Origin of the sequence: Flavobacterium succinicans, assembly GCF_001662485.1 — a bacterium.
In the GTDB taxonomy this organism is placed as follows: Bacteria; Bacteroidota; Bacteroidia; order Flavobacteriales; family Flavobacteriaceae; genus Flavobacterium; species Flavobacterium succinicans_A.
The window spans coordinates 347,295-368,596 of the sequence record NZ_JMTM01000046.1; the positions used below are offsets into that span (position 1 = coordinate 347,295).

General features: G+C 35.6%; 17 protein-coding genes and 1 riboswitch. Of the genes, 12 read left to right on the top strand and 5 right to left on the bottom strand.

Annotated elements, in window-relative coordinates; all coding sequences use genetic code 11:
* The first annotated feature begins 39 nt into the window (after positions 1–39).
* A complete protein-coding gene (locus tag FLB_RS08785; RefSeq protein WP_064715573.1) occupies positions 40–2,607 on the top strand; it encodes a DEAD/DEAH box helicase family protein in 2,568 nt (855 codons plus the stop codon).
* Positions 2,608–2,667: 60 nt separating this feature from the next.
* Here FLB_RS08785 and FLB_RS08790 read toward each other — a convergent pair whose 3' ends face one another.
* Together FLB_RS08790 and FLB_RS08795 are read right to left on the bottom strand one after the other, a co-directional pair.
* Positions 2,668–3,282, bottom strand: a complete 615-nt coding sequence (locus tag FLB_RS08790) for a deoxynucleoside kinase (protein WP_064715574.1) — start codon at positions 3,280–3,282, stop codon at positions 2,668–2,670.
* Complete coding sequence (locus FLB_RS08795; protein WP_064715575.1) at positions 3,282–4,082, bottom strand: hypothetical protein; 801 nt, start codon at positions 4,080–4,082, stop codon at positions 3,282–3,284. Before FLB_RS08795 ends, FLB_RS08790 begins: the two co-directional genes overlap by 1 nt.
* Before the next feature lie 111 nt (positions 4,083–4,193).
* Between FLB_RS08795 and FLB_RS08800 the strand changes: the two genes are divergently transcribed.
* Both FLB_RS08800 and FLB_RS08805 read left to right on the top strand, forming a co-directional pair.
* On the top strand, positions 4,194–5,108 hold the full coding sequence (locus FLB_RS08800; RefSeq protein WP_064715576.1) for a GLPGLI family protein: 915 nt from the start codon (positions 4,194–4,196) through the stop codon (positions 5,106–5,108).
* 222 nt (positions 5,109–5,330) lie between these two features.
* Positions 5,331–8,033, top strand: a complete 2,703-nt coding sequence (locus FLB_RS08805) for a carboxypeptidase-like regulatory domain-containing protein (protein ID WP_064715577.1) — start codon at positions 5,331–5,333, stop codon at positions 8,031–8,033.
* A gap of 83 nt (positions 8,034–8,116) precedes the next feature.
* On the opposite strand, the gene FLB_RS08810 is transcribed toward FLB_RS08805, so the two are convergent.
* Together FLB_RS08810 and metK are read right to left on the bottom strand one after the other, a co-directional pair.
* Positions 8,117–8,551, bottom strand: a complete 435-nt coding sequence (locus tag FLB_RS08810; protein ID WP_064715578.1) for a hypothetical protein — start codon at positions 8,549–8,551, stop codon at positions 8,117–8,119.
* A gap of 266 nt (positions 8,552–8,817) precedes the next feature.
* Positions 8,818–10,068 (bottom strand): methionine adenosyltransferase, encoded by a 1,251-nt coding sequence (gene metK / locus FLB_RS08815; protein ID WP_064715579.1) that lies wholly within the window; start codon positions 10,066–10,068, stop codon positions 8,818–8,820.
* 730 nt (positions 10,069–10,798) lie between these two features.
* On the opposite strand from metK, the gene FLB_RS08825 reads away from it, so the two are divergent.
* The 8 genes from FLB_RS08825 (at position 10,799) to FLB_RS08860 (ending at position 19,244) form a co-directional block, all read left to right on the top strand.
* Positions 10,799–12,079 carry an O-acetylhomoserine aminocarboxypropyltransferase/cysteine synthase family protein gene (locus FLB_RS08825; protein ID WP_064715619.1) on the top strand — a complete coding sequence of 427 codons (1,281 nt, stop codon included), beginning with the start codon at positions 10,799–10,801 and terminating at the stop codon, positions 12,077–12,079.
* A 32-nt stretch (positions 12,080–12,111) separates the two neighbouring features.
* A complete protein-coding gene (locus FLB_RS08830) occupies positions 12,112–12,321 on the top strand; it encodes a hypothetical protein (protein WP_064715581.1) in 210 nt (69 codons plus the stop codon).
* A 132-nt stretch (positions 12,322–12,453) separates the two neighbouring features.
* Positions 12,454–12,558: riboswitch (SAM riboswitch) on the top strand.
* Positions 12,559–12,635: 77 nt separating this feature from the next.
* The gene (locus tag FLB_RS08835; RefSeq protein ID WP_157490587.1) at positions 12,636–13,601 is read left to right on the top strand and encodes an alpha/beta fold hydrolase; all 966 of its coding nucleotides are present in this window, start codon (positions 12,636–12,638) and stop codon (positions 13,599–13,601) included.
* Positions 13,602–13,828: 227 nt separating this feature from the next.
* A complete protein-coding gene (gene thrA, locus FLB_RS08840; protein WP_064715583.1) occupies positions 13,829–16,240 on the top strand; it encodes a bifunctional aspartate kinase/homoserine dehydrogenase I in 2,412 nt (803 codons plus the stop codon).
* Positions 16,241–16,296: 56 nt separating this feature from the next.
* Positions 16,297–16,974, top strand: a complete 678-nt coding sequence (locus FLB_RS08845) for a DUF3592 domain-containing protein (RefSeq protein WP_064715584.1) — start codon at positions 16,297–16,299, stop codon at positions 16,972–16,974.
* The gene (locus tag FLB_RS08850; RefSeq protein ID WP_064715585.1) at positions 16,958–17,383 is read left to right on the top strand and encodes an OsmC family protein; all 426 of its coding nucleotides are present in this window, start codon (positions 16,958–16,960) and stop codon (positions 17,381–17,383) included. Before FLB_RS08845 ends, FLB_RS08850 begins: the two co-directional genes overlap by 17 nt.
* Positions 17,384–17,508: 125 nt before the next feature.
* Positions 17,509–18,681 (top strand): trans-sulfuration enzyme family protein, encoded by a 1,173-nt coding sequence (locus FLB_RS08855; RefSeq protein ID WP_064715586.1) that lies wholly within the window; start codon positions 17,509–17,511, stop codon positions 18,679–18,681.
* Between the two features lie 152 nt (positions 18,682–18,833).
* Positions 18,834–19,244, top strand: coding sequence for an RrF2 family transcriptional regulator (locus tag FLB_RS08860; RefSeq protein ID WP_064715587.1), 411 nt, complete (start codon positions 18,834–18,836; stop codon positions 19,242–19,244).
* A 121-nt stretch (positions 19,245–19,365) separates the two neighbouring features.
* Here FLB_RS08860 and FLB_RS08865 read toward each other — a convergent pair whose 3' ends face one another.
* Positions 19,366–20,148, bottom strand: coding sequence for a sulfite exporter TauE/SafE family protein (locus FLB_RS08865; RefSeq protein ID WP_064715588.1), 783 nt, complete (start codon positions 20,146–20,148; stop codon positions 19,366–19,368).
* A gap of 372 nt (positions 20,149–20,520) precedes the next feature.
* Between FLB_RS08865 and FLB_RS08870 the strand changes: the two genes are divergently transcribed.
* Positions 20,521–21,222: a phosphoadenylyl-sulfate reductase gene (locus FLB_RS08870; protein ID WP_064715589.1), complete on the top strand. Its 702-nt coding sequence runs from the start codon at positions 20,521–20,523 to the stop codon at positions 21,220–21,222.
* Positions 21,223–21,302: the final 80 nt, after the last annotated feature.

Consider the following 21,302-nt stretch of genomic DNA (forward strand, 5'->3'; position numbering starts at 1 on the left):
TTTTTTCAAACCTTGTAGGTATAATAAAACAACAGGACTATGGCTTATTTATACGATACATTAATCGAAGAGTTTGGCAAAAGAGCCATTACCAAAATTGAAATCCCCAATTATATTTCTGACAATCTTAAACCAGGTTACGGAGAACGAGACTATCAAAAAGAAGCGTTTCAGCGTTTTATACTTTTTTACAACGAAGATTTTCAAGGTAAACCCAGAAAACCATTTCATTTAATGTACAACATGGCTACAGGAAGTGGTAAAACACTTATCATGGCTGGATTAATGCTCTACTTGTATGAGAAAGGCTATCGCAACTTTTTGTTTTTTGTACATTCTAACACCATATTGGATAAAACAAGAGAAAACTTTTTGAATGCGTCGGCGAGCAAATATTTATTCAATCAAGATATTGTTGTCAATGGACGAAAAGTATACATGAAAGAAGTGAGAAACTTTGATGAAGCCGATGACAGAAATATCAACATTCATTTTACTTCGATTCAAAAATTGCATTCAGATTTGGTTCAAAGCGAGAAAGAAAACGCTTTGAGTTTGGAGGAATTTAAGAATAGAAAAATTGTTTTATTGGGTGACGAAGCACATCATTATAATGCCAATACACAAAGCCAAACCCAATTGTTTCAAAGCTGGGAAAAACTGATTGAGGATATTCATCAGGCAGATTTGAATAATATATTGTTAGAGTTTACTGCTACTTTGGATTATGAAAAGCAAGATATTGTCAAGAAATACGAAGATAAAGTTTTGTTTAAATACGATTTAAAACAGTTTCGATTGGATAAATATTCAAAAGAAATCAATTTAATTCGATCTAATTATGATGAAAAAGAACGTGTCATTCAAGCCATTATTCTCAATCAATATAGACAAGAATTAGCGACCAAACAAAACATCAATTTAAAACCAGTTATTCTTTTTAAGGCAAAACAAACCATAAAAGAATCAGAACGAAACAAACAAAATTTTCATCAATTGATAGAAAGTTTAGATGAGAATAGTATCAATTCAATTCGAGAAACTTCAACGGTAACAATTGTTCAGAAAGCTTTTTCTTTTTTTGATAGCATTCAGTTATCTTCAAATGAATTAGCTAAAAGACTAAAATCGAATTTCCGACCAGAAAACTGTTTGAGTGCCAATGACGATAAAGAAGCCGAATCCAATCAGATAAAATTAAATACATTAGAAGATGCGAACAATCCAATTCGAGCTATTTTTGCCGTTCAAAAGTTAAATGAAGGCTGGGACGTTTTGAATCTTTTTGATATTGTGCGTTTGTATGAAGGACAAAATTCGGGCGGATCTAATAAAACTTTTGGAAAGACTACCGTTGCCGAAGCGCAGTTAATAGGTAGAGGAGCACGATATTTTCCGTTTATTTTAGATATCGATCAAGATAAATACAGAAGAAAGTATGATGATGCAATAGATAATGATTTCAAGGTTTTGGAAGAGTTGTATTACCACACCAAAGACGAAAGCAAATACATTTCGGAACTCAAAAAAGCATTAGAGCATTTTGGAAGCACAGAAAAAGAGGAAGATTTTGTTCAATTGTGTCTTGAATTGAAGGATGATTTCAAAAAAACTGATTTTTATAAAACAGGAACAGTCGTTTTTAATAAGCGAAAAGAAAAGAGTTATGCAGGTATAAAATCGTTTGCTGATTTGGGAGTTGTCAAGAGAAATCATGAACATATCTTGTCTTCGGGATCTGGTAGAATGTCAGGAATGTTTTCTGCCGATTTTGAAAGCATTGATGATAAGGTAATTGCAAAAGATGTTAAGTTGAGTGAAATAGAAAATCAGCACATTATTAGGACAGCGATAGCTCAAAATCCATTTTTCCATTTCGATAAATTATCAAAATACTTTCCAAATATTCCGTCAACAAGTTTTTTTATCAATGACAAGGATTATCTTGGTGGTATTGAAATTGCTTTTTTTGGAAATAAAAAACGTTTAGAAAATATTTCGAATAAGGACTATTTACACGCAATTCAAGGTTTATTGTCGTCAATTGAAATTGAGATAAAAGCAAATTTGACACAATATGAAGGTTCAGAATATATTCAGAAAAAAGTACACGAGGTTTTTAGAGACAAACCTTTACGAATAAACAAGTACGACGAAAGAGCTGACGGACAAGAAAGTCTGGTAGTTAATGAACCGTGGTATGTTTACAATGCAAATTACGGGACAAGTGAAGAGAAAGACTTTGTAAAAATGTTTGCCAAAAGATTTGAAAGTTTAAATCAAAAATTTGACAATATCTTTTTAATCAGAAATGAAAGAGAGATAAAAATCATTGACAAATTAGGTCGTGCTTTTGAACCCGATTTTCTTTTGTTTTGTAAACAAAAAGAAGGAGAGGAATTGACTTTTCAAGTGTTCATAGAACCAAAAGGTGGGCACTTGATTTCTCATGATAAATGGAAAGAAGATTTTCTAAAAGAATTAGAAGTAGAAAAAAGAACAATCAAAATTAACACAGACAGGTACAGAATAACAGGTGTTCCTTTTTATAACAATAAAATAGAAAATGATTTTAAAAAGTCATTAGAATCTGTTTTGGAAGTTTAAACAAAAAAGCCTTGCATCTGCAAAGCTTTTTGTTTTTATAAATCTGTTTAATCGGTGTTTCTAAAACAATCCGTTCAATTCTGCATCAATTCTGTTGATGATGTTTCCTAAGTCTTCTGGGTTATCCACAAAATTGATATTGTCAACATCAATCACCAAAAGTTTTCCTTTCGTATAACTTTGAATCCACGCTTCGTAACGTTCGTTCAAACGGCTCAAATAGTCAATGGAAATGGAATTTTCGTATTCGCGTCCGCGTTTGTGAATTTGTCCCACCAAATTAGGAATGGAACTTCTTAAATAAATCAATAAATCTGGTGGTTGTACCATCGTTTCCATCAATTCAAATAAGGAAGTATAATTTTGAAAATCTCGATTGGTCATTAATCCCATCGCGTGCAAGTTGGGTGCGAAAATATGAGCGTCTTCGTAAATCGTACGGTCTTGAATGATTTTTTTACCGCTTTGACGAATTTGCATTACTTGACGAAAACGGCTGTTCAAGAAATAAATTTGCAGGTTAAAAGACCAGCGTTCCATTTGGTGATAAAAATCGTCCAAATAAGGGTTGTCAACCACATCTTCGTAATGTGGTTCCCATTTAAAATGTTTTGACAATAATTGTGTTAAGGTGGTTTTTCCTGAACCTATGTTTCCTGCTACTGCTATGTGCATTACGGTAGTATGATTTTAAAATTATAAATTCCTTCGGTTGTAAAAATAGCTAAATTTTGGGCTAAGTAATAGAATTTTTCAAACCTTTTTTCAGAGAGCTGAAGTGGTGTACTTGTCCATGCTGTATCTTTTTGACGGCTCAAGAGTGATATTTTTTGGTTTACACTGTACAGTATTTGAGTGGAATTGATGATTTGTACTTGGTCCGCATTTGGGAATTTGCCTATACTTCTAATGGCGCCAAATAGTGAACAAGAGTAGCCTTCTGCATTGTCATCCATCCAGATAAATGAATTAAAATCAGTGGTGTAGTTTTTGATTTTCCCTGGCAGAGGGGTACTAATGGTTTTGTACTCGTTTTTGAGATAGTCATACAATCCAATTTGTTGATTGAGGTTGTTGTAGACCCATAATTGGTTTTGAGAAGCAATACCCACCGCTGTAGCATTGATGGGTGTAGGATGCTCCGAAAAATTAATTCTTTGGCTTTCGTTAAGTTGGTTATCTAGTAGGATTACCGTATTGAAATCCTCATAAAACAACACTATTTTGAGTGGATTTTGAAGGTCAACTTTGGTGATTTTTCCCAAGGTTACGTTTTTATATTCCCAGTTTTCGGAGCCTTTACTTTTCTTGAAAACGTTATTTTCTATAGTGTAAACGTAGGCAAAAGCATCGTAAGCCAAAAACGTGACTGTTTTGGGAGCGTTCGGCATTTCTTGCGTTGGAATCCCTTTGATTTGAGAATAGCATTGGATTAAATACGAAAATGCTATTAAAAATAGTAAAGACTTCTTCATTTCGCTAATTTACAATTAAACCTTTTCATTTTTCGCAAGTCTATATCTTTTTGTAAGCTAATTGTGTAACAAAAGAATTTGAATCTCGTCTTATTGAAAAATTTGTAAACCATGTATAAAATTATTTTGTTTTTGACGGCTCTGGTTTTAACCAGTATTGGGCTAAGAGCTCAGGAATTTCAAGGTATGGCAGTGTATGAATCTAAAACGAGCACCGCTGATTTTAAGACCAGAATGGAAGGGAATAAAAATATTACTCCCGAAATGATGAAAAACATCGAGGATCGAATGAAGAAAATGTTTGAGAAAACATACATCCTAAGTTTTGACAAGTCGGCATCGATTTACAAAGAAGAAGAAAAATTAGAAGCACCCGGACAAGGCGGTGGCGGCGGAATGCGAATGATGGCTTCCTTTACCGGTGGCGGTGGAACGTATTATAAGAACATAAAAGACAAAACCTATACAGTAGATAAAGAATTCATGGGCAAAGAGTTTTTGGTAAAAGACACGTTAACCCACATGAAATGGAAAATGGAAGGGGAAACCCGAGTAATTGGGGGCTACAATTGTTATAAAGCTACCGCAGTTGTGCCAATAAATAAATCGGATTTTAGAAATTTTAGACCAAAAGACGATAAAAAACCAAAAGAAGGTACGGATAAAGAGAAAAAAGATGCGACGACTGAAAAGAAATCGAGCATTATGGATATGATCGAAATGCCTAAGGAACAAACCATCACAGCTTGGTATACGCCCGAAATTCCAGTTAACCAAGGTCCAGAAGGCTATTGGGGATTGCCTGGATTGATTTTGGAGGTAAACGATGGTAGAACGGTAATTTTATGTTCTAAAGTGGTGTTGAATCCGAAAGAGAAAGCCGCCATAAAGCCAGCCACTAATGGAAAAGTGGTGACTCAAAAGGTGTTCGACGAAACGATGATGCAAAAAATGGAGGAAATGCGAGAAATGAATCGCGGTAGAGGCGGTAATGGCGGACAATTCATTATTAGATCAGGCGGATGATTGTAAGATCACTTTTGTGGTTTTCGGTTCTTCAACTGAAAATGATTACTCATAAAAAATCATGTTGCCTTTTAGCCCCGGTGGGAGCGGCATCCTTTGCCTTTTTGTTTTCAAAAAAGGCAAAGATATAGCGGACGACGGGACTTTGTATCTTGATGAAGCCTTTTGCTCCTGCTCCAAAAAAGCATAAAAATTCTATTTACGCATTCAAAAAACCACTCCATGAAAGCATTGCTTCGAATTGCTCTTTTTCTGTTTTCTATTGTATCTTTTGCACAAACCATTAAACTCGATGGTTTGATTACCGACTCTAAAAACGCAGGACTTGAAATGGCCAACGTAATGGCGGTGAATAAAACCACCAAAGCGATGGATGCTTATGCCATTACGAATGATAAAGGAAAATTCAGTTTGAATTTGAAACCCAACACCACTTATTTAGTCAAAGTGAGTTTTTTGGGGATGCAAAATAAAGAGGTCGAAGTGACGACGGCTTCGACTAATTTGGTCAAAAATATTGCTTTGGATGCAGGTGGTATTGAATTGGATGGGGTAGAAATTGTACGCGAAATGCCTGTTTCTATAAAAGGAGATACGATTGTGTACAATGCCGATTCGTTTAAATCCGGAACCGAAAGAAAACTGGAAGATGTATTGAAAAAATTGCCCGGTGTTGAGGTAAATGCCGATGGTGAGATTGAAGTAGAAGGCAAAAAAGTAACCAAACTGATGGTGGAAGGGAAAGATTTTTTTGATGGTGACACCAAATTGGGCGTAAAAAATATCCCTGCCGATGCGATTGACAAGATTCAAGTATTGCGTAATTACAACGAAAACTCGATTCTGAAAGGAGTGGAAAACAATCAAGATAATATTGGAATGAATATTAAATTGAAATCTGGGAAGAAGAATTTTTGGTTTGGAGATATCAACGCGGGTGTTGGCGTGGCGCACAAAGAAAGCAGGTATGTGATTAATCCCAAGTTGTTTTACTATAGTCCAAAGTACAGCATAAACTTGATTTCGAATTTCAATAACATAGGCGAATTGCCTTTGACGATTCAGGATTATTTTAAGTTTACTGGTGGATTTCGAGGTTTGTCGGCTAAGGGGGGGTCTAGTTTTAATGTTTCTTCTAATGATTTGGGAATTGCTTTGGCAAGAAATAATAGAGCTAAAGAAATTGATACGAAGTTTGGCGCGACCAATTTCTCGTACAATGTAAATAAAGCTTGGAGTGTAAGCGGATTTGGAATTGTTTCATCTTCGATTACCGATTTAGAAACCATTTCTCAAAATAATATCTTGAAACCGAATTCTTCTGAAGTAGCTTCTACCGAAAATCGTAAAGAAGTGGCACATCAAAACAGTAATTTAGGGTTATTCAAGTTGAGCTCAACCTATAAACCCTCGACTAATTTTCAGTTGGATTATGATGTGTTGACCAAGTTGTCCAAGCAAGACGAAAACACTTCGTTGCTTCGTGAATCGATAGTGCAAAATAGTTCGGCTACTGAATCTATAGCTACGCTAAAAAAGCAAGATCCAATATCAGTAAATCAGAATTTGAGTGCTTATTTTACCTTGAATGAAAAAAATGTCTTTGCGGTAGAAATGCAAAGTTTATACCAAGAAGAAGATCCGTTTTACAATGCCAATTTGCAGTCGCAACCTTTTACTTTAAGCGGCTATCAACCAGGTCAAAATAGAAACGACATCAACCAAAACCGATTTGTAAAAACGAACAAACTCGACGCTAAATTAGATTATTACTATATGTTGACGCCCAAAAGTAATATCAATTTGACTTTAGGCAATACGTATTCGTATCAAAATTTTAATTCTTCTATTTTTCAGGTCTTGGATAATGGCACAGTAAACGATTTGACAGCTTCGGAGAATACCAACGATGTAGATTATCGTTTTAATGATGTCTTTTTAGGATTGCATTATAAGATTCTTGCGGGTAAATTTACGTTTACGCCAGGTGTGAGTTTGCACAGTTACAATATGACTAATGCGCAATTAGGAACCGAATTCAGTCAGAAATTCTTCAGAGCCTTACCTGATTTTGTGGCGATTTACCAAATCAAAAAAGCCGAGACCTTGACGTATAATTTCTCGTATACCAACAATTTTACCGATATCAATAGATTGGTTGAAGGTTATGTTTTTTCGAACTACAATAGTTTAACACGAGGTTTTAGAGCGCTAGAAAATGCTACGGCGCAACAACATTCGTTGCGTTATTTCAAATACAATATGTTCAATATGGAAAACATTACCGCTTTTGTAAATTACACCAAAACGGTAGATGCCATTAAAACAGATGCTACTTTTAATGGCGTAAACCAAACGTCAGTGCCTTTTAATTCTCCTTTTGCCGACGAAACCATCTCGGGACGCGCTTCTTATGGACGTTCGTTTTTGAAGAAATACAAAGCTTCTTTTGATACCAATTTGAATTGGTCGAAATTTAATAATAAGCAGAACAATGTAACTATCGCCAATGAGAGTTTTACACAAAGTTATACGTTAAGGGCTTCTACCAATTACAAGAGTTTTCCGAATCTAGAAGTAGGTTACAATATAGTAATCAATGACTATAACAAGAATACTTTTTATACCGATCGCCCTTTTGCCAAGTTAGATTACTATTTCTTAGACAGTTTCTCATTTGTAGCCGAGTATGAGTTTTATCATTATTACAACAACGACAAAACCGTTAATAATGAATATGATTTTTTGAATGCTAGTTTGATTTATCAAAAGAAAAACAGCAAATTAGAATATAAAATCAGCGGTACGAATTTATTGAATACTACCTCACTCAACGACGATAGTTTTTCGCAATTCGCTACGAGAACCTCTCAGTACACCGTTCAGCCACGTTACTTGATTTTCTCCGTGAAATATAATTTGTAGTTGTAACTTTTAGTCCAAAGCAAAAAAAAAACATCACTTTTACCAAAAAAAAGTGATGTTTAAAATAAGTATTTTTTAGAAAATTAACTCCTAGCCCAAACATCTACTTCGGCGCGGCTACCTATTAAGTTTCTGGTTCTGTATTCGAAACGAATTTTGTCTATTCTTCTTTTGAAAGATAGGTTGATGACTCTAGATTCACCGCCGTCTTTAATGATGTTTCTTAATTCAACATCTTGTTTTTGTCCATTTTCAAAATAAATGGTCATTTTGTTGAAATTGACAGTGTTCTTTCTAACCATCACTTTCAGAGCTGAATAGCTTTTTCTGTTGGAAGGTCTGAAATCATCTTTTTCTCCAGTTTTTTGAACGGTTTGTGTACCTATTTTTTCCCATTTTCCAATAGAATTTGAGGAGCCCCAATTTTTATTTTTGTCCCTGTTGCCTTGAGCTTCAACGGAAGTAGTAAATAAAGTTAATGCAAAGGTTACAAGTAGTAATTTAAAATAAGTTTTCATATTTTGTTATTGTATAAATCGGTTAATTAATTATGAAATATTCAACAAAATTAAGAAAAAAGACCATGTAAAAAGAAATATTAATTTTAAATTAACAATATTAATTGTTTTTTGTTAATGAAATCATTTTTTTTGGGTTTAGTGTATTCGACTTTGTTTTGAATCAAAAGTTGTTGTATTAAGATGGTATTTTAAAATTGAGAAATAAAAAAAACCTTCAAGTTTTTACAACAAGAAGGCTTTTGATTTATTGAAATGCTTTGATCTTACAATTCGAAAGCAGCTTTTACTTGATCTACAAAATCTAATTTTTCCCAAGTGAACAAATCAACAGTTACAGTTTTTGTTAATCCGCCTGGAGCAGAGAAAGTTTTGGTTACGGTTTCAGGAGTACGTCCCATGTGTCCGTAAGCCGCTGTTTCGCTATAAATAGGGTTTCTTAATTTTAATCGTTGTTCGATGAAGTAAGGACGCATGTCGAAAATTTCTTCTACTTTTTTAGCGATTTCACCATTAGTCAAATTCACTTTTGAAGTTCCATAGGTTTCGATGAAAATCCCCATTGGTTTTGCTACACCAATCGCATAAGAAACTTGTACTAAAATTTCATCAGCTACACCAGCAGCTACTAAGTTTTTAGCAATATGACGAGTAGCATAAGCTGCACTACGGTCTACTTTACTTGGATCTTTTCCTGAGAAAGCTCCACCACCGTGAGCGCCTTTTCCGCCGTAAGTGTCTACAATGATTTTTCTTCCAGTTAAACCAGTGTCTCCGTGAGGTCCTCCAATAACGAATTTTCCTGTTGGGTTGATGTGGTATTGGATTTTATCATTAAACAAATGTGCGTGTTCTGGATTTTTAGCGATAATTCTTGGAATCAAAATGGCTACAATATCTTTTTTGATTTTAGCTAACATCACTGATTCTTCATCAAAATCGTCATGTTGTGTAGAGATCACAATCGCATCGATACGAGTGGGTTTGTTATCATCGCTGTATTCTAAAGTTACTTGAGACTTAGCATCAGGACGCAAATACTTGATTTCGTTGTTTTCACGTCTTAAAATCGCTAATTCTTGTAATAATTTGTGCGATAAATCTAGTGCCAATGGCATGTAGTTTTCGGTTTCGTTTGTTGCGTAACCAAACATCATTCCTTGGTCACCTGCTCCTTGCTCTTCTTTACTCGCTCTATCTACTCCTTGATTAATATCGGCAGATTGTTCGTGAATAGCCGAAAGAATACCACAAGAATTGGCCTCAAACATGTATTCGCTTTTAGTATAGCCAATTTTGCGAATGACTTCACGAGCAATTTGTTGTACATCTAAGTACGTATTTGATTTTACTTCACCAGCCAAAATTACTTGTCCAGTAGTTACTAAAGTTTCACATGCTACTTTGGAGTCTGCATCAAATGCCAAAAAATTATCAATTAATGCATCCGAAATTTGATCGGCAACTTTGTCTGGATGTCCTTCACTAACAGACTCTGACGTAAATAAATAAGCCATAATAATTTGTATATTAAAAATTAATAGAGGAAAGTGAAATTGCTGAAAAAACTAAAGGGGGAGTGTTCCTGCTTTAGCATTTTTTATACTGAAAATTGTTTTCAGTATTCACAATGAATAGTTCATTATGAAGAGGTTGCAATCAGTTCAAATTTTTCCTCTGTATTCGGGCGCAAAGGTATGAAACGATTTTTAATTTCAAATTAATCTTAACTTTTTTTTGAATTAATGTTAGGATAGCACCCATATGTCAGCGATTTTGTTAGTTTTAACCGAAACATTTCATAAAAGCTTACTAATTGTTTGGTTTTTCGGAATTTAGTTTGCACATTTGTGAAAACAAAACAATAAAAAATGATTTTAGTCTCTTGTAAAATGATGAAAGCCATTCAGGATCATTCCTGCGGGTTGTGTATTGCAAATATTTAAATTCACCAAAATATAGCAAAAGCCTCCCGCCAAAAACGGGAGGCTTTTTTATTTACAACAAAAGAAAATAATACTAAAAATTTGAATCTTATGAAGCAAATCAATCAACATCAGTCCAAATCTCTAAATGTCAAGTCTATTAAGAATGCCATGGCAATGGTTATGGGTATGTGTATGATTGATATGTGCTGATTCCGAAAGTAAGTTTATAAATAACTTTTTTAAACCCTTTTGGATCCATTTCTAAAAGGGTTTTTTGTTACCAAAACAATTAAAAATTACAAGTAAAAAATTAAAAAAAATGAGTACAACTAAATTCGCCACTAAGGCACTACATACAGGACACGATACTACTAAAACTGCTGGGACACGTGCGGTTCCTATTTTTCAGACCAGTTCTTATGTTTTTAATAATTCTGAACACGCTTCTAATTTATTCAGTTTATCAGAAGCTGGTTTTATTTACACTCGATTGAATAACCCAACAAACGATATTTTGGAACAACGTTTAGCAGCGCTTGAAGGAGGTATTGGAGCTGTAGTTACTGCATCGGGTACAGCTGCAATAGCTACAACTTTATTGGTACTCTTAAAAGCGGGTGATCATATTGTAGCTTCTAACAGTTTGTATGGAGGGACGTATAATCTTTTGAGTGTGACTTTACCAAGACTTGGGATTACTACCACTTTCGTTGATCCATCGGAAGCGGTGAATTTTACTAAAGCCGCTACAGAAAATACGAAAGTCTTTTTTGCCGAATCGTTAGGGAATCCAAAATTAGATGTTTTGGACCTAAAAGCTATTTCATCTGAGGCTCAATCGCTTAAAATTCCTTTCATTGTAGATAACACCGTTCCTTCTCCTTATTTGCTCAATCCGATTGAATTTGGCGCGAATATTGTAATTCACTCTTTAACGAAATACATTTCGGGAAATGGGACTTCGCTAGGTGGGGTTATCATTGATGCTGGAACTTTTGACTGGAGTAGCGGAAAGTTTCCTGAATTTACCGAGCCATCCGCAGGGTATCACGGATTAGTGTATCACGAAGCGTTAGGGAATGCTGCTTTTATCGCTAAAGTTCGTATCGAAGGATTACGAGATTACGGAGCAGCATTGAGTCCGTTCAATGCTTTTCAAATCATTCAAGGTTTAGAAACTTTGCCAATCCGAGTCCAGAAGCACAGTGAAAATGCGTTGGCCTTGGCCCAATGGTTAGAAGAACAAGATGCTGTAGCTTGGGTAAATTATCCTGGTTTGTCCTCTAGTAAGTATTACGATTTGGTAACGAGATATTTACCTAAGGGTCAGAGTGGTATCGTAACTTTCGGACTCAAAGGAGGATTTGAAGCAGCGAAAAAAGTAGCCGATGAAACCCAACTATTTTCACTCTTGGCTAACATCGGAGATACCAAGTCGTTAATCATTCATCCCGCGAGTACCACACATCAGCAATTGTCTGATGATGACCAAGTAACAACAGGAGTGACCAAAGATTTGATTCGACTCTCGGTCGGATTAGAAGATATAGAGGATTTAAAAGCCGATTTGAAAGCTGTGTTTGACAGCTTTCCAGATTAAATAAATAGACAAACATATAAAAAACAATCATCATGATAACAAATATAACCTTCCGCAAAATAGTTTCTTTCTTTAGTAGAAAAAACATCAAAAACAAAATAGAAAAAGTAGACCAAACCGTACACGAGTTGATTCATCCACGTTTTATTATGGATAAATCTTCTGAAGCTACGAATGAAACTACTAAAAAATCAATGTTGTTTCATATGTATTCTAACGAAAACGATACGCTTTTCATTTAAAGAATATACTATTCAATAAGCTAGCAATAACCAAGTTCACAATTGATTTGTAACTTGGTTGTTGTTTTAAAAATTTGCGTGTTAAAAAAATAAATAGTTACTTTGCAGCTTTAAGTTCACAAACGTATTGAAATGTTATAAAGAAAGGCGGAGGGATTAGACCCAATGAAGCCTTAGCAACCCTTCGGAAATCGAAGAAGGTGCTACATTCTATTCGCCTAGCGAAAAAGATAACGCAACAAAATACCTCTAGTCTCCACTAGTTTTTCTTTCTAATATTCCAAATACAAATCAACAACATCAAAGATTTGAGATTGGAAAATAAACCCAACATACTTACCCTTACTAATTTTACCACCGAAAGTGGTGCTTTTTATGCTACGCTAAACTTAAGTTATCAAGTTTTTGGACCTGCTTTGCATACCGCTCCGATTGTGGTAGTAAATCACGCGTTGACAGGAAACTCACAAGTGATTGGCGCAACAGGTTGGTGGAACGATTTAATTGGACCTGCAAAAACTATCGACACTCAAAAATATACCGTCATTGCCTTTAATGTGCCAGGCAATGGTTTTGACGGCAGTGTAATTGAATCCTATTTGGATTTTACTGCTCGTGATGTGGCGCAGCTTTTTAATTTAGGTTTACAACAACTCGAGATTAATCTTGTTTATGCTATTATTGGAGGTTCTGTTGGTGGAGGAATTGCTTGGGAAATGGCCGCTTTGTCGCCACAACTCGCTCAGCATTTAATTCCAATTGCAACGGACTGGAAGGCGACCGATTGGTTGATGGCCAATTGCTATTTGCAAGAACAAATTCTGAATAACTCCTCTCGTCCTATTGAAGACGCAAGAATACACGCGATGTTGTGTTACCGTACTCCCGAATCGTTTGAAGCCAAATTCAACCGAACGATTAATAGCGAATTGGGTGTTTTTAATATCGAAAGTTGGTTGGCGCATCACGGAGAGAAATTGCAACAACGGTTTCAATTGGCTTCTTATAAATTGATGAATCAGTTGTTGAAAACCATTGATATCACTCGTGGAAGAGGTTCTTTTGAAAGTGTGGTAGCGCCCATAACGGCCAATATTCATATCATTGGAATCAATACCGATTTGTTTTTTACCCCAACGGAAAACCGAAAAACAAATCTAGAATTGCAACAATTACAGCTTCAAACATCGTATCAAGAAATTGAATCGATTCACGGACACGATGCTTTTTTGATAGAATTTGAACAGTTGAATCGTTTGCTTGCAACGGTTTTTGAATAGTTGAAGAAATGAGATTCCACTACAAGTTCTTGTGGAATCTTGCGTGAGGGATAGCAGCTGGCTACCAAAGTAGCGCGTATAGCCCGACGCTGTTACAAAAAGGGGCTTTGTAAACGGCGCTATAAATAAGCCCCTTTTTGTAACAGGGTCACGCCCTAATTAAATGAGGGGAAAGAGTAAAAATAAAGTAAATAAAAGGAGTTGAATGACTCGTAAAATAGAATAAAATGAAGATATTAAAATTCGGAGGAAAATCATTGGCCAATGGAGAAGGACTTCAAAAAGTTTTGGCAATCCTTACTGATAAAGTATTGAAGGGTGAAGAATTTGCCGTTGTAGTTTCGGCAAGAGGGAATGCAACGGATGAGTTGGAAGATTTGTTAGCGATTGCGTCTAAGAATGAAAACTACAAACCTTTGTTCGAGAAGTTTAAAGCTTATCAACAAGCGGATTATCCAACAGTGGATTTGTCTGAGGAATTTACCGTGCTCGAAAAATTGTTCGAAGGTGTAAGTTTGATTGGCGATTATAGCGAAAAAATAAAAGACCAAGTCTTGTCGCAAGGCGAATTGCTATCGGCCAAATTGATTACAGCTATTTTGAAAGAAAAAGGTATCAACGCCAATTTTGCTGACGCTAGAGCATTGATAAAAACCGATGGAAAATTTGGTGATGCGCAGCCTATCGAGCAGGTTTCTAAGAAAAATGTGGTGCAGTTTTTTAAACAACACAGCGATAAAGTCAATATAATTACAGGTTTTATTGGTTCGAATAACAAAAATGAGGCAACGACTTTGGGTAGAAACGGAAGTAACTACACAGCATCACTTTTTGCTAATTATTTGAATGCATCCGAATTGCAGAATTTTACGCACGTGGACGGAATTTATACCGCCAATCCTGAATTAGTAGAAGATGCTAAAAAAATTGACTTTTTATCGTTTAACGAAGCCAATGAGTTAGCCAATTTTGGCGCTACTATTTTGCACGCCAAAACTATCATCCCGCTTTTGGAAAAAAATATTCCGCTACGAATTTTAAATACGTTCAATCACGAAAACAAAGGAACTTTGATTACTTCGAATGCTGGAAAAGAAGGAATTAAAACACTTTCGGTATTGGAGAATGTGGCATTGGTGAATTTAGAAGGCCGTGGTTTGCTTGGGAAAACGGGTGTTGATGCGCGTATTTTTAGAGTGATGGGCGATAATGATATTAGTGTTAGTATTATTTCGCAAGGGTCTTCTGAACGTGGTATTGGTTTGGTAGTTGCGGCTGACAAAGCGAGTAAAGCGATGATAGAATTGGAAAAAGAATTCGAAAATGACTTTTATTCCAAAGACGTAAATAAAATTTCGGTTACTGATGAAGTTTCTGTAATCTCAATTATCGGGCAGGATTTGAGTACGTTTCACAAACCCTACACGGCTTTAATCAAAAACAAGATTGTTCCGATTTTGTTCAACAACACTGTGACAGGAAAAAACGTGAGTTTGGTGGTGCATAAGTCTGAATTGAACCGTGCCTTGAACGTAATCCACGGGGAAATTTTTGGTGTTTCGAAGAAAATTAATATCGCGATTTTCGGACACGGATTGGTAGGTGGAACGTTGATTAACCAAATTTTGGAATCGGCAGATGCCATTGAAAAACGAAAAGACATCCGATTGAATGTTTTTGCAATAGCCAATTCTAAAAATGTCTTGTTGAACAAAAATGGAGTATCGCCGAATTGGAGAAATGAAATTCAAACTAACGGACATTCTTACTCTATTGATGAGATTATCGCCTACGCGAAGGAGCATCATCTAGAAAATCTAATTGCTATCGATAATACCGCTAGTGCAGCTTTTGTTGAAAATTATATTCCATTAGTTGAAAGTAGTTTTGACTTGATTTCTTCTAATAAAGTGGCCAATACGTTGAGCTATAGTTTTTATAAAAAATTGAGAAAGGTTTTGGATGAAAATCAAAAAAGTTATTTGTACGAAACCAATGTTGGTGCAGGTTTGCCTTTGATTGATACCATTAAATTGTTGCATTTGTCAGGTGAAAATATCACCAAAATCAAAGGAGTATTTTCAGGTACGTTAAGTTATTTGTTCAATAATTTCTCGGCCAAAGATGTTCCTTTTAGCGAAATTTTGAAAGAAGCCATCGATAACGGTTACACCGAACCCGACCCAAGAGAAGATTTATGTGGTAACGACGTAGGTAGAAAACTGTTGATTTTGGCGAGAGAATTGGATTTGCAAAACGAGTTTGATGAGATTGCTATTCAAAATTTGATACCAGAGCATTTGCGTGAAGGTGATGTGTCGACTTTCTTGAATAAACTAAAAGAGTTCGACCCTATTTATTCCAAAATAAAAGCGGAACAACAACCCAACCACGTTTTGCGCTACATTGGAGAATTGTCTGGCGATTTGCAAAACGACAAAGGAAATCTAGAAGTAAAATTAGTTTCCGTACCTTCGGATACCGCTTTGGGAGGTTTGAAAGGCTCGGATTCTTTCTTCGAAATTTACACCGAATCGTATGGTGATAGACCTATTGTAATTCAAGGAGCAGGAGCAGGTTCAGCAGTAACGGCGAGAGGTGTTTTTGGAGATGTTTTGAGGTTGTCGGATAAAGGGTAAAAGCCCCCTAGCCCCCGAAGGGGGAATAAAAAGATAAATGATTTTAGGAATAAAGTATGATAAATAATAAGTTAGATCATATAAAGGAAAAAATTACTGTTTGGGGTTGTGGAATCGGTCTTATTGCTCCTTTTTTATTGGTTGGATTATGGACTTTGCTTTTTAGTTGTTATAGCATTTTCAAATCAGAACAGTCTAAAGATTGGTTGCAAATTCCTGCGGATATTGTAAAAACTGATTTAAAAACTCATAGAAGTCATGATTTAAAAACGACATCACAAGTTTTAATTCAATATGAGTATGAAATTAATTCAAAAAAATATACAGGTGATAGATTGGCTTTTGGTTATAAGGGGAGTAACATAGAAGACCATGATGATTTATTTTTTATACTAGGCAATGCTACTAGAATCATTGTTTATGTTAATCCAAATGACAATAATGAATCTGTAATCATTACAGGTTTAAATGACTCGATTTTATTTATTTTAATTTTTTCAATAATGTGGAATTTTACTATGATTGGGATAGTATTATCTGTATATCAAGAAAAAAGTAAAAATTACATTGGTGTTTCTCTTCTTTTTGTTTGGTTTGGAGGAGTACTTTTATTAGCATCAGGAATAACTCACATTGATATTGAAAGTAAAATTAATGTTATTGAAGAATCACATAATAACCTATATCCAACTATAGAATTAAACAATAAATTAAACAATGAAAATTACACTTAACAGAGTAAACGAAAATTTCCATTTCGAGTTAAAAAATGACAGAGGCCATCTAGTAAATGTAGATGCGCGTCCTGAATTTGGTGGAAATGATATGGGACCAAGTCCAATGGAATTAGTATTGATGGGTGTGGCAGGTTGTAGCGGCATCGATATGATTTCGATTTTGAAAAAACAACGTCAGGAAATCACCTCTTTTAAAGCTGAGGTAGAAGGAGAACGTGTACAAGTGGGCGAAGCCAAACCCTTCAAAGACATTCACGTAGTGTTTTATTTGGAAGGTAATATTATCCCCGAAAAAGCCGCTCGTGCAGCACAACTTTCTTTTGAGAAATATTGTTCTGTTTCCAAAACATTAGAACCAACCGCAACCATTCATTACAAAGTGGTTTTGAACGGAGAGGAATTATAAATTATTCAAGCAAAAAAACACACAGATTGCACAGATTTACACAGATTTGTCAGTTTGTTTTTGAAATTTAAAACAATAAGAATTTGTGCAAATTCGTGCAATTCGTGTTAAAAACAAAAAAATAAATGAACGAACAAGATTTTGGTTTTGAAACCCAAGCCATTCGCGGTCAGATAGAACGAACACAATATTTAGAGCATTCGGTGCCTTTATACTTAACGTCAAGTTTTGTGTTTGAGGATGCCGAAGATATGAGAGCTTCATTCGCAGAAGAAAAAGAACGTAATGTTTACAGTCGCTACAGCAACCCCAACACCATTGAGTTTATTGATAAAATTTGCAAAATGGAAGGCGCTGAAGCTGGTTATGCTTTTGCATCAGGAATGGCGGCCATCTATTCTACGTTTGCAGCTTTGCTGAAGTCGGGCGACCATATTGTTTCGTCGAGCAGTGTTTTTGGAGCATCGCATTCTTTGTTTATGAATTATTTTCCAAAGTGGAATATACAAACGACTTATTTCGATATTAATCAACCCGAGACGATTGAGAGTTGTATTCAACCCAACACTAAGATTCTTTATGCGGAATCCCCAACGAATCCAGCCATTGATATCATTGATTTGGAATTATTGGGTGCCATTGCCAAAAAGCACAATTTGATTTTGATTATCGATAACTGTTTTGCTACGCCTTACATCCAACAACCTATCAAATGGGGAGCGGATTTGGTGATTCATTCGGCTACCAAATTAATCGATGGACAAGGCAGAGTGTTAGGAGGAATTACCGTTGGAAGATCCGATTTGATTAAAGATATTTATCTTTTTTCTCGATTGACAGGCCCCTCTTTGTCGCCATTTAATGCTTGGGTATTGTCTAAAAGTTTAGAAACTTTGGCGGTTCGTGTCGATAGACATTGTGAAAATGCCTTGAGAGTAGCGGAGTTTTTGGAAAATCATCCCCAAGTCAATAAAGTGAAATATCCTTTCTTGAAATCGCATCCACAATACGAAATTGCCAAAAAGCAAATGAAATTGGGTGGTAACATTGTAGCCTTCGAAATCAAAGGCGGACTTGAAGCAGGAAGAGCCTTTTTGGATAAAATAAAATTATGTTCGTTATCGCCTAATTTGGGAGACACTAGAACTATTGTAACGCATCCAGCCTCAACCACGCATAGTAAATTATCAGTAGAAGAGCGTTTGGCGGTCAGCATCACTGATGGTTTAGTACGTGTTTCTGTAGGATTAGAAACCGTAGAAGATGTGATTGCTGATTTGAATCAGGCTTTAGCATAAAAAGTTTAATTATTGATTCATATACAATAGCCCACGGTTTCAGCCGTGGGTTTTGTGTTTATATTGTTAAAAAGTATATTTTTGTTACCATAATAAGGTAAAGATTGTTGTAGGTAAAAGCTACAATCGTTATACGTCAACCCAAAATCATTATGCTTTCAAAAAAAACGAAATACGGAATCAAAGCGCTTACTTTTTTGGCACGTCAAAAGGACAATACGCCTGTGCAAATTGCCGAAATTGCTAAAGCAGAACATATTTCTTTGAAGTTTTTGGAAAGCATTTTATTACTACTCCGTCATTCAGGTTTTCTGGGCGCCAAAAAAGGAAAAGGTGGCGGATACTATTTAATCAAAGAACCCAAAGACATCAATATGGCCAAAGTGTATCGTGTTCTAGAAGGGCCTATTGCGTTATTGCCTTGTGCTAGTCATAATTTTTATGAGCCCTGCGACGATTGCAACGACGAAGCCACCTGCGCCGTTCGTAAATTGATGATGGAAGTACGTGACAATACCTTGATGATTTTGGAGAACAACACCCTGGCAGACATTGCTTTTTAAAAAAATTAACCGCAAATTCACAAATTTTAACTAGGTTTTAAAATTTGCGAATTTGCGGTTATTTGGTATGTTTTTAGTTACCGTTTCGGTTCTAGAAAGTTTATTTAGTGGTATGAGAGAATTAAAAAATTAATTTATATCCCACAAAAAACAACATCACTGCAATTGAATTTCTAAGTAATAAGTCTGGAACTTTTCCACTGAGCATACTGCCGATGTAGATACCAGGAAGTGAGCCCATAAGTAATTGACCTAGTAATGGCCAATCCATATTACCCATCGATGCGTGCCCAAAGCCAGCCACAAGTGTTAAAGGAACGGCGTGTGCAATTTCGGTACCAACCAATTTTGGAGTAGGTAAAAGTGGATACAAAAAAAACAGCGTTACAGTTCCTAGGGCACCAGCACCAATAGACGTCAATGTCACTGTTGCACCTAGCATCACCCCAATAGCAACGGTCAGTAAATTTTGAGTTTTGCTTTCACTGTGAAATTTATCTCCCGCGTGTTTTTGTGAAAACACTAATAATTTTTGTTTGAAAACAATTGCAATTGAGGTAAACAATAAAGCCCAGCCTAAACTGTATTTAATTATAGTATTCAATCCCGTAATATCCGCCTTAAAGCTTTCCAAAATCCACAGCGTTACAGCAGCGGCAGGTACACTTCCTAGCGAAAGCCAACCCACAATGGTCCAGTTGATGTTTCTCTTTTTGTTATGGACAAAAATTCCGCCCATTTTGGTAAAAGCGGCATACAATAAATCGGTACCAACCGCTGTAGTAGGAGGAATACCAAACCATAACAAAATAGGAGTCATCAATGACCCACCGCCAACACCGGTCATTCCGACCACAAAACCTACTACTAAACCTGCAATTACAAATCCTATATGAAAATCCATTGAAACTTTTTTTTGCAAATGTAAAACAATTTTACAATAATCCTATGGATTAAGTAGAATTAAATTTTTTCGGAGCACGAATTGTTCTTTTTCATCACGTCTCCTCCCGTGATTCGCTATATCTTTGTTGCCGAACCCCGGCAACAAAGGATGCCGCTACTCCCGGGGCTATAACAGAAGTATATTTTTTCAATTCACTTTTTTATTCTTTTTATTACTCTTAAATCTTTTAATTGCTTAATTGACTGGGTTTTTTGATAAAAAACTCAGCCTTATTTTTTTTAAAATAAATTTTGTGTTTTAGAAAATAATAGTACTTTTGCAAAGTAATCTACAAAGCCGATAGGGTAATAGATTTTAAATTAAAAAAATATGAGTGCTTTACTAGTACAAGAGTTAATACAAAAAACCGAAAACCTTTCCATCGAGGAAACCTTGGCTTTTTTGGCTAATGAATTTCCAGAAAAAGTGGTTTTCTCGACTTCTTTTGGGCAAGAAGACCAGGTAATAACAGCTTTAATTGCAACAAACGAGTTGCCGATAAAAATATTTACCCTTGATACTGGAAGATTGTTTCAAGAAACTTATGATGTTTTTCATAAGACGCTAAAGAAATACAAAGTGACTATTCAGACTTTCTATCCAGAAACGAGTCAAGTAGAAAACTTGTTGAATACCAAAGGACCTAACAGTTTTTATGAATCGGTAGAAAACAGAAAAGAATGCTGTTTTATCCGAAAAGTGGTGCCATTGAAAAAGGCATTATCAGGGAATCAAATTTGGGTTACAGGTTTGAGAGCCGAGCAATCTGAGAATAGAAGTGACTTAGCCTTTTTTGAATACGATGCCCATTTTGACATCATCAAATTCAATCCTTTGCTGAAGTGGAGTCTAAAAGAAGTTCAAGAATATATTGATACCAACAATGTGCCACAAAACGCATTGCACAAAAAAGGATTTGTGAGCATCGGTTGTGCACCTTGTACGAGAGCTATTGCAGAGGGTGAAGACATCAGAGCCGGAAGATGGTCTTGGGAATCCAGTCACAAAGAATGTGGGTTGCACCAAAAATAGAAGGCAGATTTTAGAAAATAGAATAAAGAGAATAGAAAAAACAATAATAGTGGTAAGATTTTAGTCGAGGTCACAACAAC